General features: G+C 69.2%; 9 protein-coding genes. 7 read left to right on the forward strand and 2 right to left on the reverse strand.

Translation table 11 applies throughout. The features are described 5' to 3' along the window. Positions 1-114 precede the first annotated feature (114 nt). Positions 115-2,703, reverse strand: a complete 2,589-nt coding sequence (locus AB5J62_RS06740) for a LuxR C-terminal-related transcriptional regulator (RefSeq protein WP_370947246.1) — start codon at positions 2,701-2,703, stop codon at positions 115-117. 217 nt (positions 2,704-2,920) lie between these two features. Between AB5J62_RS06740 and AB5J62_RS06745 the strand changes: the two genes are divergently transcribed. From AB5J62_RS06745 to AB5J62_RS06760, 4 genes are all read left to right on the forward strand, one after another. Then, a complete protein-coding gene (locus AB5J62_RS06745) occupies positions 2,921-5,077 on the forward strand; it encodes an AAA family ATPase (RefSeq protein WP_370947247.1) in 2,157 nt (718 codons plus the stop codon). 120 nt (positions 5,078-5,197) lie between these two features. After that, positions 5,198-5,980, forward strand: coding sequence for an arylamine N-acetyltransferase (locus AB5J62_RS06750; protein ID WP_370947248.1), 783 nt, complete (start codon positions 5,198-5,200; stop codon positions 5,978-5,980). 237 nt (positions 5,981-6,217) lie between these two features. Then, positions 6,218-6,355, forward strand: coding sequence for a hypothetical protein (locus AB5J62_RS06755; protein WP_370947249.1), 138 nt, complete (start codon positions 6,218-6,220; stop codon positions 6,353-6,355). A 238-nt stretch (positions 6,356-6,593) separates the two neighbouring features. Next, positions 6,594-8,564, forward strand: coding sequence for an FAD/NAD(P)-binding protein (locus AB5J62_RS06760; protein ID WP_370947250.1), 1,971 nt, complete (start codon positions 6,594-6,596; stop codon positions 8,562-8,564). Positions 8,565-8,761: 197 nt separating this feature from the next. Here AB5J62_RS06760 and AB5J62_RS06765 read toward each other — a convergent pair whose 3' ends face one another. Further along, positions 8,762-9,937, reverse strand: coding sequence for an IS701 family transposase (locus AB5J62_RS06765; RefSeq protein WP_370947251.1), 1,176 nt, complete (start codon positions 9,935-9,937; stop codon positions 8,762-8,764). Between the two features lie 449 nt (positions 9,938-10,386). Between AB5J62_RS06765 and AB5J62_RS06770 the strand changes: the two genes are divergently transcribed. The 3 genes from AB5J62_RS06770 to AB5J62_RS06780 are packed head-to-tail and all read left to right on the forward strand — an operon-like array spanning position 10,387 to position 13,704. Continuing rightward, positions 10,387-11,157 carry a 2,3-dihydro-2,3-dihydroxybenzoate dehydrogenase gene (locus tag AB5J62_RS06770; RefSeq protein WP_370947252.1) on the forward strand — a complete coding sequence of 257 codons (771 nt, stop codon included), beginning with the start codon at positions 10,387-10,389 and terminating at the stop codon, positions 11,155-11,157. 25 nt (positions 11,158-11,182) lie between these two features. Further along, positions 11,183-11,842 carry an isochorismatase family protein gene (locus tag AB5J62_RS06775; protein ID WP_370947253.1) on the forward strand — a complete coding sequence of 220 codons (660 nt, stop codon included), beginning with the start codon at positions 11,183-11,185 and terminating at the stop codon, positions 11,840-11,842. Next, entirely contained in the window at positions 11,839-13,704 is a 1,866-nt protein-coding gene (locus tag AB5J62_RS06780; RefSeq protein ID WP_370947254.1) for an anthranilate synthase family protein, read from the forward strand. Before AB5J62_RS06775 ends, AB5J62_RS06780 begins: the two co-directional genes overlap by 4 nt. Positions 13,705-13,737 lie beyond the last annotated feature (33 nt).

Consider the following 13,737-nt stretch of genomic DNA (forward strand, 5'->3'; position numbering starts at 1 on the left):
GCAGGAGTGGTCGCCTGATGGTAAGGAGTTTCCCCGGGTTTCCCCTATATGAAAGGGATTTCTTCACTCGAAGGGTGGTCTGGAGCATTTATCGCGATGGACGCATGTGACGGACTAGGCGCGAGAATGGACCGTTTCGAAGCGCATCCGGGTGACCCATGCGGTGATGTGCGCGCGGGTGGGCAAGTCGAGTTTGGTCCTGATGTGCTCAAGATGGCTTACGACCGTACGGGGCGAAATCGCCAGCCGCACCGCGATCTGCTTGTTGGTCAATCCTTGCGCGACAAGATCCGCGACTTGATGCTCGCGCGGGGTCAGTACCTGCTCAGAGTCCCACGCCGGCACCGTCGGCAGGGTGTCGTGCAGCGCGTACTCGATGGCCTGCTCGGCCGTCAGCGCGGTGCCTTCCGCTTGCGCGCGGACCACTTTCGACTCGGGAAGCAGGCTGCGCGCGGTCGCCGTCTCCTCGGCCATCAGGCGCGCGGACCACGGTTCGGTGACCGCGTTGATGGCTTGTTTGGTCGCCTTCGCCGCCGCGAAGAGCCGCAGTGCCCGTTCGGCGTGACCGGAACGCGCTGCGACGGCGGCCAGTCCTTCTAGTGCTTCCGGGGGACTGTCGGCGTCGAGCATCGTCGCGGTCAGTGAGCGAGTGAACTGCTTCGCCGCTTCGTCGAGCTGATTGCGCATCAACGCGATAGTGCCCGCGGTGTGCGTGACGGCCGCGAGCGTGGCTTCCTCCGGATTGCCCTCCAGCAACGCGAGCACCTCGTCCACAGTGGACTGAGCGTCGGCGTAGCGGCGCAGCAGCACCAGATCCCAGGCCACCAGCGCGAGTGTGCTGGCGAGCATCGACTGCCGGTCGAGCGCGCGCAGCAGCTCGACCGCGCGGACGTCGACGTCGAGCGCCGAAGCCGCGTTCTCCAGGCCGCGGTAGGCCGAACTGAGCGCCATCAGCGCGCGCACCACCAGCGTCGGCTGGCCGAGCCGCGAGCTCAGCGTCAGGCTTTCCTTGGCGTGCAACTCGGCTTCGACATAGTCACCGCGGATCTCCAGCCCGCGCGCGAGCTCGATCAGGCCACGCGCGCGGATCGGGGAATCCTCGGGCAGCGTGGGCATGATCCGGTCGATGAGCTGCCTGGTCTGCTGGAAGTCGCCCTGCCGCCGCCACCACGACGCCAGCGCGAGCGCGAGCAGCGGGAACCGGGCGTCCTTCAGCTCCTCGGCCACCGTCACCGCGTAGTGCAGCAGATGCTGCTCTTCGTAGATCTGCGACGGGTTCTCGTCGCCGTCGAACAGCCAGCCTTCGGCCAGCGCCGTGAGCCAGGCCAGCAACCGCTCGTGCGCGCCGGGCAGCTCGTGCTCGTCGGCCAGCCGCTCCCTGCCGAGCTTGCGCAGCGATTCCAGCAGCATGAACCGGGTCGCCGTGCCAGGCCTGGCGACCAGCAGCGACTTCGCCGCGAGGTCGGTGAGCACCGGCCACAGCTCGTCCGGCCCGGTGCCGAGGTCGGCGCAGACCGCGGTGGCGGCGTGCATGTCGAACGCGCCGGGCAGGATCGCGACCCGGCGGAACACCTCCTGGCCGAGCGGGCTGAGCAGGTCGTAGCTCCACTCGATGGCCGCGCGCAGGCTCTGGTGCCGTTCCGGCGCGGTGCGCGCGCCGCCGGCGAGCAGGTCGAGCCGCTGGTCGGCCTGCTCCAGCAGCGAGTTGGGCGGCAGCACACCGATCTGCCGCGCGGCCAGCTCCACGGCCAGCGGGAGCCCGTCCAGGCGGCGGCACAGTTCCGCGACCACCGGGACCAGCTCGTCGGTCAGCTCCCAGGTCGGCACCGCCGAGCGGGCACGGTCGACGAAGAGCCGGACGGCGTCCACCGCGCGCGGGTCGGCCGTGGGCGGCGCGGCGGCGAGCAGCGGTTCGATGCTGAAGATGACCTCGCCGAGCGTGCGCAGCGCCTCGCGGCTGGTGGCGAGCACGTGCAGCTGGGGATGGCTGTCGGAAAGCTGTTCGAGCAGCTCGGCGCAGTCGTCGACGAGGTGCTCGCAGCTGTCGAGCACGAGCAGCGCGTTGCCCCGGTCCTCGTTGATGGGCTTCCAGCCGTTGCGGCCGTCGCGGATCGCGGCGTTGACTGCCTCGGTGACCTGCGAGCCGTCAGCGAGCGGGGCCAGGTCGACCCACCAGACGCCGCCGCCGTAGCCGCGCCCGGCGATCGCGCGCAGGAACTCACCGGCCAGCCGGGACTTGCCGACGCCCGCGCAGCCGACCAGCGTGACCATCCGATTCTTGGCCAGCACTCCGCGCAGTTCGGTGAGTTCGCGTTCCCTGCCGATGAACCGGTCGCGCGGCGGCGGGCAGACATAGCGTTTCTGGGTGGCCGCGCCCGGCTTGCGGGCGGCCTGTTTGGGCGGTTCGGTCGTGCTGTTGCCGACCGCGATCACCCCGCGGCCCGAGCGGAATTGCCCGTGCAGGGTCATCGCGGGCATGCCGACGCCCTTCGCGAGTTCCCGCCAGGTGACACCCTGACCGCGTGCGCCCGCCACCGCGGCACGCAGCGCGGAAGCGCTTACCCGTTGCAGTTCGGCCAAAGCGGCCGCTTGGTCGATACCCGGTTCGAGGCTGGTGGACGCGGCGATCAGCTGCTCCAGCCTGGTGAGATAGTCGGCAAGAGCGGGCTGGTCACTCCCCTCGGGGGACGCATCGCCGGTCACGTCTACAAAGCGTAACTGATTGGCGTCAATTCGTGTACTAGGCTCGTACACGAACGAACCGACGCCCCCTGTTTATTACGTACAGAGCGCGTCTATCAGGCGTTTACCGGTACACAGGAGGATGACGGCGGGAGACTGCCCGATTTTCCGATGCGCACCCACCGGCCCCGGCCGGAGGATCAAGATCCGTCGAAAAAGGAATCTTCAAGGGGGTTTGGTGTTCGACCTGGCGGACTGCTGCCAGCAGTGTGGTGCCGCGCTGCCTGTCCGAGCGGAACAAGATCCCGGACGGCGGGCCCGATACTGCTCGAACGCGTGCCGTCAGCGTGCCTACCGGCAGCGGACCCGCAGCGAACCCGGCACGGAGCACGCGCTCGTCCCGCGTGCCTTCGCGGCCGAGCTGAGCGCCCCCGTCGACAGCTTCCTCGGCCGGGACACCGACCTCGCCGAGGTCGCGCGCTCGCTGCGGCGCACCAGGCTGATGACGCTGACCGGCCCCGAGGGCATCGGCAAGAGCCGGTTCGCGATCGAGCTGGCCACCCGCACCCGTGGCGTGCGCCCCGACGGCATGCTGCTGGTCGAACTGGCCGCGGTGACCGGCGGCGAACTGGTCCCGCAGACCGTCGCGAGCCTGCTGGGCATCCCCGAGCAGCCGGGTGAGCCGGTGGCCGCCGCGATCGCGCGGGTGGTCGGCTCACGCCGCGTGCTGATCGTGCTCGACCAGGCCGAGCACGTCGCCGCCGACTGCGCGCACCTGGTGGAACTGCTGCTCGGCCGCTGCCCCGGCCTGCGCGTGCTGGTCACCAGCCGCGCGCCGCTGGGCGTGCCGGGCGAGATGATCTTCGCGGTCGGCCCGCTCTCGCCGGCCGCGTCCGCGCGCCTGTTCGCCGAACGCGCCGGCAACCTCGGCGAGGACGGCGCCGAGACCGTCGCGGCGATCTGCGAGCGGCTTTCCGGTGTCCCGCTGGCCATCGAGCTGGCCGCCAGGCTCGCCGACACGCTGCCGATCGGCACGATCGGGTCGAAGTTCACCGCGGCGGGCCGCTACGGGCTGGCCGCCGCGCTGACCGTCACGCACGACCTGCTCGGCGCGCAGGAGAAGCGGGTGTTCCGTAGGCTTTCCTTGCTCGAAGCCGGTTTCGACACCGACATGGCCAAGGCCGTGTGCACCGACGCCGGCATCTCCGGCAAGGACGTCGAGGGACTGGTGCGCTCGCTCGCGGTGCGCTCGCTGGTCATCGCCACCGGGGTGCCCGGCGGGCCGACGCGCTATCACCAGCTGGAAGCGATCCGGCGGTTCGGCGAGGAACGGCTGCACGAGGCCGCCGAGTCCGGCCCGTGGCGGGCACGGGGCATCGACTGGGCGGTCGCGCTGTGCAGGCCGCTGGTCGACGCGGTGTTCACGCCGAGCGCGCCACCGGGGCTCATCGAACGGCTTTCCGACGAGAGCAAGAACCTGCGCAAGGCGGTCGAAGCCGCCTGCGAGCGCGGCGACGACCGTGAACTGCTGCTCGTGACGGCGCTGACGGTGTGCTGGCGGCGTCAGGGCTACATGTCCGAGGGCAGGAAGCTGCTCACGACGGTGCTCGCGCGGACGCCGTGCTCGCCGGCCGACCGCAGCCTCGCGCTCGTGCATCTGGCCTGGCTCGAGGTGATGGACGGCAACAAGATCGTCGCGCGTCAGCTCGCCGAGCGCGCGTTCGCGTTCGCGCGGACGGCCGACAGCCCGCTCGCGGTCGCCCGCGCGCTCAGTGTGCTCGCCGGTATCCGGGTGTCGCTGGGCGACTACGGCCCCGCTTGTGTCTGTTATCAGGAATGTCTCGACATTCTTCGCGAGATCAAAGAAATACCCAGTCCGCTCGACATAGCGTTCTGCCGGCACAACTATGCGTGGGCGGCGCTGCAGAACGGTGACAATGAGCGAGCGCACGAACTCGTTTCCGCGGCGTTGCCGGTGTTGCGCGCGAAGGGCGCGAAGCTGACCGCGATCCTGCACACCGCGGGAGTGGTCGCGTTGGCTCGTAAAGAACTCGACCGGGCGGAGGCGTTGTTCACCGAGGGTTTGATGTTGCAGCCAGGTGATTTCCGCGGTCCCGCTTACCTCATCGACGGGCTCGCCGTCGTCGCCGCGCGCAAAGGCCAGGCGGAGCGCGCGCTGCGGCTGATAGGTGCGTCGGCACGCATGCGTAACGCCGTGCAGGGCGAGGAAAGCCCACGCTGGCGCGAGCAACTCGAAGCCGCGGAGACCACCGCGCGGCGCCTGCTCGCGCCGTCCGCGGCCGAAGCCGCGCTGGCGGCGGGAAGACGGCTGCGCCGTGAACAAATCATCGACTACGCGCGTGGGCGCGGGCACGCGGTGTTGTCCGGCATGTGAAGAGCGTGCCGCGACTTGACTTAGTGCGGTGAGCGTGGATGGCGGCTTCCGTTGTCCGGTTTCAGGATGAGAAGCCGATTCTTCATCACACACCATCGCCACCGTAGGAGTGCCACGGCAATGGAAAAAGCTGATGTAGCGGCTTATCTGGACCGGATCGGTACGCACCGGCCGTTCGAGGTCGGCTTCGACGCGCTACGTCTACTGCAGTTACGCCACCTCGAGTCGATTCCGTTCGAGACCTTCGGCTTCCAGTTCAAGGAACCGATCGAACTCGGGGAAGCCGTGCTGGACAAGGTGGTCAGGGGACAGCGCGGGGGTGCGGGCGCGGAGCTGAACTCCTTGTTCGCGTCACTGTTGCGTGAACTCGGGTTCAAGGTCTCGTTGCTCGGCGCGCGGGTCGTCGGCGCCGACGGACGGCTTGGCCCGCTGAACGGTCATCTTGTGCTGAGAGTCGATCACCACGAACCTTGGCTCGTGGACGTCGGATACTGGTTCGCGGCAAGGAAACCGCTCAGGCTCGACCTGCGGCACACGCAGAACGACTTCGAAGGGGAGTTCCAGATCGTCGACGCGCCGGACGGCGACATCGACGTGCTGCGCGACGGAAATCCCTTGTACCGCGTGGACCTGCGTGAGCGTTCACTCACCGACTTCGAGCCCGCGCTGTGGTGGCTGCGCACCGCGCCGCACTCTCCTTTGGACAGTGCACTGTGGGCGTCCATCGCGACCCCGATCGGCCGTATCAAGCTGAAAGGCCGGGTGCTGACCCGGATCGAGGAAGGCAAGCGGACCACCGAAGTGCTCGAGGACGACGAATTCCTCGACGAGGTGCGCAAGTCGTTCGGCATCGAACTGGACCGGCTGCCCGATCTGCCCGGTCGCGACCCGATCCCGCGCTGAACGGGAAGGAGGCTTACCCACGGGCGCCGCCGGTGCGCCTGTTGCCGGCAATTGGTGGAACACGACAAAGACGGGACGTTGGCCGATGTGCTCCTGGCTGAACTCACCGAACGAATCCCTGCTCTTCTGGCCGGAATGGCCGGACCCGCCCGGCGCGAGCCTGGCCGACTGGATCAGGGCGATGACGCGCTGATCTCCGGGGCCGGACGCGGTACCCGCCGGCGGGCCATGCCGCCGGTGCGCCGCAGGCGGTGGCGGACCCTGCCGTCCGCCACCGCCCCGGAACACTTCGTGAAGACCTCGGGCAAGGGCCATCTCCTGCTGCTGAGCGGGGCCCCTGACCTGCTACTACTCGGGTTGTCCACAACGCCGTGAGGCTGTGGACAACCCTTCGTTTTCGGTCGGGGCGCCGGTGGGCTCCGATAAGCTGGACGTGGGGCCGGCCCCCTGGGAGTGGCGGGGGCGGGGGTACGCGGGCCGCGCGGTGTTCCGGGCGGGTCCCGGGTCGGGGTGGACCTGACGGACCGGGCTCGCCCGGCCTGGTCACCCGCATCGCGCTCTGCGAGCATCCAAGACCGGGGTTGTGCTCACAGAGGGAACGGGAGTGGCGTCAATGGGCGTCGGCAAGGTCGAGATCTGCATTGTCGGCGCCGGGCCGCGCGGACTGTCCACTTTGGAGCGTCTGCTCGCCAACGAGCGCGCGGCGCCGTCGTGTGCCGCGCTGACCGTCCACGTCGTCGATCCGTCCGAGCCCGGCGCGGGCACGGTCTGGCGTGCCGACCAGTCGCGGCATCTGCTGATGAACACCGTCGCGTCGCAGATCACCATCTACACCGACGAGAGCACCCAGATCGACGGGCCGATCGAGCCAGGCCCGAGCCTTTACGAGTGGACCAAGACGTTCTCCGACTCGACAGAGCTCGACGACGCCACGCTCGCCGAGGCACGCGACCTCGGCCCCGACACCTACCCGACCCGCGCGTTCTACGGCCGCTATCTGCACAGCTGCTTCCAGAACGTCGTGGTCCGCGCGCCCGAGCACGTCAAGGTCGTCGTGCACCAGTCACGGGTGATCGCGATGGCCGACACGCTCGGCGTTTTCGGTGGCCCGCAAGGGGTCCGGCTCGACAACGGCGTCCGGCTCAACCAGCTCGACGCGATCGTGCTCGCGGTCGGGCACGTGCCGGCGCATCTGTCACCGCGCGAGGAGCGGACCGCGCAGCTCGCGCGGATCCACTACCTCACCTACATCACCCCGGCCAATCCGGCCGACCTCGACCTCGGGCAGATCGAAGCCGGTCAGCCGGTGCTGCTGCGCGGGCTCGGCCTGAACTTCTTCGACCACATGGCGTTGTTCACCTCCGGCCGCGGCGGCTACTTCGCGCGCGAGGACGGCAGGCTGGTCTACCGCGCGTCCGGCAACGAGCCCAAGCTGTACGCCAGCTCGCGGCGCGGCGTGCCGTACCACGCGCGCGGCGAGAACGAGAAGGGCGCGACCGGGCGCCATCACCCGAGGCTGCTGACGCCCGAGTACATCGCGCAACTGCGCCGCCGCGCCGAAGAGGGTTCGCGCGTGCAGTTCACCTCCGAGCTGTGGCCGGTCATCGCGAAGGAGGTCGAGAGCGTCTACTACGGAACGCTGCTCGAATCCTGGGGCCGCGGCGACGAAAAAGACGCCATCATCGGCAAGTACCTCGCGCTGCCGCCGGACGAGGACCCCGGCTGGCTGCTCGACTCCTACGGCATCACCCCGGCGCATCGCTGGGACTGGGAGAAGCTCACGAACCCGTACGGCACCCGCGAGTTCTCCGACCGCGAGCACTTCACCGCCTGGCTGCTCGAATACCTGCACGACGACGTCCGCGCGGCACGCGCCGGCAACCTCAGCGGCCCGCTCAAGGCGGCGCTGGACGTGCTGCGCGACCTGCGCAACGACATCCGCCTCGCCGTCGATCACGGTGGCCTGGAAGGGAATTCGCACCGCGACGACCTCGAAGGCTGGTACACCCCGCTCAACGCGTTCCTCTCGGTCGGCCCGCCGGTCTCGCGCATCGAGGAGATGATCGCGCTGATCGAGGCCGGGGTGCTGGTGATCACCGGACCCGGCACGGTCATCCGGCTGGACACGAAACACCGCGTGTTCATCGCCGAATCCGAGCTGGTGCCCGGCAAGCCGATCCGCGCGACCGTGCTCATCGAGGCGCGGCTGCCGGAGCCGGACCTGCGCCGCACGGCCGATCCGCTGCTGCGCCAGCTGCTGGCCACCGAGCAGATCAGCCCGTACCGCATCGAGAGCGACGACGGCACGTTCCACGAGACCGGCGGGCTCGCCGTCACCGACCGGCCGTACCACGTGATCGACGGGCACGGCCGCAAGCACCCGCGCCGGTTCGCGTACGGCGTGCCGACCGAGTCCGTGCACTGGGTGACCGCCACCGGCATCCGGCCTGGCGTCGATTCGGTGACACTGCGCGATTCCGACGCGATCGCGCGCGCCGTGCTGGCGTTGCTGCCGGTCGCGCACGTGCCGTCCGAGCAGCGCCGCATCGCCGAGGAGGCCGAGCTCGCGGGAGTGATCGTGTGAGCGAGACGGAACCCAGTGGCCGCGCCGGCCTGCCCGGCGCGGCGCCCCCTAAGGCGACATCGTTGTCATATAAGGACTTCAGGCTTCCCCGAAGAACTGTTCCGATCAACGGAACGGACACCCCGCGCAGCAGCGGGGCTCCACGCCGGCCGGTAGACCGTCCTGGAGCCCCGAAACCGCGTCCGTCGGAAAGGTGGTCAGGACACGAAGCTCATGCCCTGGTCGGGGTTGCCGCTCAGGGCCGCCGCCGCGTGCGCCGCGGAGGCCAGTGTGATGTGACGGTGCCAGCCGTCGTAGGACCGACCGGCGAAGTCCCTGATCCCCACCTTGTCGGCGATCTCGGTGAAGTCCTGGTCGACGCGGTTGACGAGCTTGCTCAGCCGCAGCAGCGTCGCGGGCGGGACACCCGTCAGGTCGGTGAGCCACAGCTCGGCGGGCCACGGCCTGCCGCTGGTGCCCTCGCCGAGGAGGAGGAACTCGCCTCGCCCGCAGTACGGCATGCGCACCCGTACGGCGGCGGCCAGGCTCATCCGGGTGGCCGTGCTGGAACCGTGGTCGGTCCAGGTGACCGTGCGGCGGAAGTCCCGTGCCGCACCCATGATCTGCTGAGCGGGAAGCGCTTCCGCGCTGTGCCCGGGCAAAGCCGGATCGGCGGCGGTGAGCCGCAGCGTGCTGGTGATCCTGATGAGCAACGGGACGCCCGCCATCCGCAGCTTGCGCACCGCGGCGATGACGTCCATCTCCCGCGCGTCCATGACCAGCGGCAAGACCGGGAGATCCTGCCTGGCCGCGGTCTCGAGGTAGGCCTCGATCGCGCAGTCGCCGAGCGATTCGAGCCCGGCGCCGTCGGGGATCGACGCGCGGCTGCGCCGCTGGCCGTCGTCCAGCCAGGCCTGCGACAGGTGCAGCCGCCAGCCCACCGGGCTGCTCAGCTCCTCCGACGCGGCCCAGACACCGATCGCCTGCTGGGCGTTGAGTGCCTGCCCCAGCGAGGGGCAGAAGCGCCGCGAGACCCCGACCGAGTGCCGTCCCGCCTTGGGGATGACCATCGGCCTGGCCACCCACGCCTGGGGTGGCGCGTTGCGCGCCACGTACTTGGCCAGCGCGCGGCGCACCGGCGTCCAGTCCCAGGTGGAGTCGCTGATGAAGTGGTGCAGGCTCTGCTCGGTGGCTTGGCCGCCGACCAGTGCCGCGATGTTCCGTATCGACTTGCGGCCCGGCGCGCACAGCAGGCCACGCAGGTATTCCACGCCCTTTCTGCGCTGGTCACTCCGTGGCAGCGACGCGAACAGGGCCGAACACAGTTCGGCCAGGATCACGTCGTAGGCGTCGGTCCTCACCGGCGCCTGGCTGCGGTATTCAGTTCTGTCCATTGTGTGCAACATTGCGCTCCCCTTGAACCCAGTTCATCGGTGTCGCGGGCTGGGGAAGCTGCCGGGCGGTCCCATACGCGACACTGTGTTATCGCTTCGAACTGTCGGGGAATCACCTCAGGGCGGCGCCGAAGCGGAGGAAATTCCCGAGGTTAACGCTAAGTTGTCACGCCGTCGCTGCTACACCCCTAAAGGCCCCTAAACCCGCGAACACCCGACCTTTCCCAGGTGCCGGAAAAACATTGGGTGAGTTTTCGGGCGTTTTCGCAACGGTAGGGGTTTTCGTAACGCCCCTATTTTTCGTAACATTGGACGATCTTCGTAACGCCGGTCCGAATTCCGGCCGCACCTGACGGACTAGGCCGCACCTCGTGTGTTCCCTTGCATCGTTCGGCGCAAGATATTAGACATACGTCAGTTTCAGACAAGTGCTGGGAAGGCCTGGGGTCATGGGGAACAAGATCGCTTTCATCACCGGCGCCGCGAGCGGGATCGGGGCGGCCGTCGCCAGGGCGCTCGCCGCCCAGGGCGCGACGGTCGCCGCGGCGGACCGTGACACCGCGCGCCTCGCCGAGGCCGTCGAGAAGTGTGAGCTGGACGGCCTGAAGGTGCACGCCTACCCGCTCGACGTCACCCGCTCGGCCGACGTCGAGGCCGTGGTCGACCAGGTCGAGCGCGACCTCGGCCCGATCGGCCAGCTGGTCAACGCCGCGGGCATCCTGCGCATGGGCGCCGCCCGCGAGCTCACCGACGCCGACTTCGCCGACACCTTCGCGGTCAACGTCACCGGCGTCTTCAACGTCTCCCGCGCGGTCACCAACCGGATGGTGCCGCGGCGGCGCGGCGCGCTGGTCACCGTCGCCTCCAACTCCGCGAGCACCCCGCGCACCGGGATGGCCGCGTACGCCGCGTCGAAGGCCGCCGCGACCATGTACACCAAGGTGCTCGGCCTCGAGGTCGCCGAGCACGGCATCCGCTGCAACCTCGTCCAGCCCGGTTCGACAGCCACCCCGATGCTCACCTCGATGTGGCACGACGAGACCGGCCGCCAGACCACCCTCGAAGGCAACCTGGGCGCCTACCGGCTCGGCATACCGCTCAAGAAGCTGGCTCAGCCTTCCGACATCGCGGACGCCGTGCTGTTCCTGCTCTCCGACCGCGCCTGCCACATCACCCTGCACGAGCTCACCGTCGACGGCGGCGCGACGCTCGGCATATGACGCACTGAGACTCCTGGAGACGATCATGCCCGGCTTGCCCAGCATCCAGCCCTACCCGATGCCCACCGAGAACACGCTGCCCGCCAACACCGCCGACTGGGTGATCGACCCGGCCCGCGCCGTGCTGCTGGTGCACGACCTGCAGCGGTACTTCCTCAAGCCGCTGCCGGAGATGCTGCGCAAGCGGATGGTGGCCAACGCGGCGCTGCTGCGCGAGCAGGCCGACGCGGCGGGCATGCCGGTCGCCTACACCGCGCAGCCCGGTGACATGACGCCGCAGGACCGCGGGCTGCTCAAGGACTTCTGGGGACCCGGCATGCGCGTCGACCCGGCCGATCGGCAGGTCGTCGACGAGCTGGCGCCGCGCCCCGGCGACTGGATGTTCACGAAATGGCGCTACAGCGCGTTCTTCCGCTCGAACCTGCTGGAGCGCATGCGCGCCGAAGGTCGCGACCAGCTGGTCGTCTGCGGGGTCTACGCGCACGTCGGCGTGATGATGAGCGCGGTCGACGCCTACACCAACGACATCCAGCCGTTCCTGGCCGCCGACGCGGTCGCCGACTTCTCCGAGGCCGACCACCGGCTCGCGCTCGACTACGTGGCCAAGCGCTGCGGCATGGTCGTGAGCACCGGGCAGCTCGTTTCCCGGCTGGCCGTCACGCGTGAATGGGAGTTCGCGGCATGAACCTCTTCGACGCCATCCTGGCCGAGAACCCGCCCGCGTTCGCGCTGCTGCACCGGCCGGAGAGCACCGGCGCCGGCAAGCTGGAGATCATCGTCGGCGAAGTGTCCACACCGGACACGCTGGCCGAGCTTCCGCTGACCGAGGCGCGCGGTCACCAGGTCCTCACGCTCGTGCCGTACCGCCAGCTCGCCGAGCGCGGCTTCGAAGCACCCGACGACGCCGAGCCGTTGATCGCGCTGAGCGTCGAGTCCCAGGCCGTCGTCTCGCTCGGCGAGGCGCTGTGGCGGCTGCCGGATGTGCCGATTTCCCTTGAGGGTGACCGATTCGACGTCGACGACGCGACCTACGCCGAGACCGTCCGCCGGGTGATCGCCGACGAGATCGGCACCGGCGAGGGCGCGAACTTCGTCATCAAGCGCTCGTACCTCGCCGAGATCACCGACTACACCGTCCATAGTGCACTGTCCTTTTTCAAGCGCCTGCTGCAGAAGGAACAGGGTGCGTACTGGACGTACCTGGTGCACACGGGTGACCGGACGTTCGTCGGCGCCAGCCCCGAACGGCACGTGAGCCTCGACCGAGGCACCGCGGTGATGAACCCGGTCAGCGGGACGTACCGGTACGGCCAGGGCGGCGCGTCGCTCGCGGGTGTGCTCGATTTCCTCGCCGACCGCAAGGAGGCCGACGAGCTGTACATGGTCGTCGACGAGGAACTCAAGATGATGTCGCGTGTCTGCGACGGCGGCGGCCGCGTGCTCGGGCCGTTCCTGAAGGAGATGGCGAAGGTCGCGCACACCGAGTACCTCATCGAGGGCGAAACCAGCCGCGACCCGCGCGAGATCCTGCGCGAGACGCTCTTCGCGCCGACAGTCACCGGTAGCCCGCTCGAAAGCGCCTGCCGGGTTATCAACCGTTACGAGCCACAGGGACGTGGGTACTACAGCGGCGTCGTCGCGCTGATCGGCCGTGACGCCGACGGCGGGCACGCGCTCGACTCGTCGATCATGATCCGCACGGCCGACATCTCCGCCACCGGCGCGGTGAAGATCGGCGTCGGCGCGACGCTCGTGCGGCACTCGGACCCGCTGTCCGAGGTCGCGGAGACCCGCGCCAAGGCGGCGGGCCTGCTCGCGGCGCTGCGCACCGAACGTCCCGTCCGCTACGCCGACGACCCGCGAGTGCGGGCGATGCTGGCCGAGCGCAACAAGTCCATCTCCGGCTTCTGGCTGGGTGAGCGGTGTGAGACGGCCGAGCTGGCAGGCCGGGTGCTGATCGTCGACGCCGAGGACACGTTCACCTCGATGATCGAGCGGCAGCTGCGCTCGCTGGGGCTCGACGTCGACGTCCGGCCGTTCGACGCCGACCACGACTTCGACGCCTACGACCTGGTCGTGATGGGCCCCGGCCCCGGCGACCCCCGGCACGCCGACCACCCCAAGATCGCCAGGCTGCACGACACGGTCCGCACGCTGCTGCAGGACCGCAAGCCGTTCCTCGCGGTGTGCCTGAGCCACCAGGTGCTGAGCTTGCAGCTGGGACTTTCGATCGCGCGTCGCACCGAACCCAACCAGGGTGTGCAGAAGGAGATCGACCTGTTCGGCAGGCGCGAAAAAGTCGGCTTCTACAACACTTTCGCGGCAGAGAGCCACGCTGGCGCGTTCGCGCTGCCCGGCTTCGGCTGGGTCGAGGTCAGCCGTGACGCCGCGACCGGCGAGGTGCACGCGCTGCGCGGCCGCGACTTCGCCTCGCTGCAGTTCCACCCCGAGTCCTTGCTCACGGCGGATGGCGTCCGGATCCTGCGCGATCGGGTCAGCGCGCTGCTCGAACGGGCGGTCGTGCCCGGCCTGGCGGTCGCCGCGTAGGTTTTTTGTATCTCGACGGGGTTTCCTTCCCTC

This window comes from Amycolatopsis sp. cg5, from assembly GCF_041346955.1.
GTDB lineage: Bacteria > Actinomycetota > Actinomycetes > Mycobacteriales > Pseudonocardiaceae > Amycolatopsis.

Bases quoted from the DNA above. Each gene is read 5' to 3' on its own strand.
- AB5J62_RS06750 (WP_370947248.1), top strand. From the start codon at position 5,198: ATGGAAAAAGCTGATGTAGCGGCTTATCTGGACCGGATCGGTACGCAC.
- AB5J62_RS06760 (WP_370947250.1), top strand. From the start codon at position 6,594: ATGGGCGTCGGCAAGGTCGAGATCTGCATTGTCGGCGCCGGGCCGCGC.
- AB5J62_RS06765 (WP_370947251.1), bottom strand. From the start codon at position 9,937: ATGGACAGAACTGAATACCGCAGCCAGGCGCCGGTGAGGACCGACGCC.
- AB5J62_RS06770 (WP_370947252.1), top strand. From the start codon at position 10,387: ATGGGGAACAAGATCGCTTTCATCACCGGCGCCGCGAGCGGGATCGGG.
- AB5J62_RS06775 (WP_370947253.1), top strand. From the start codon at position 11,183: ATGCCCGGCTTGCCCAGCATCCAGCCCTACCCGATGCCCACCGAGAAC.
- AB5J62_RS06780 (WP_370947254.1), top strand. From the start codon at position 11,839: ATGAACCTCTTCGACGCCATCCTGGCCGAGAACCCGCCCGCGTTCGCG.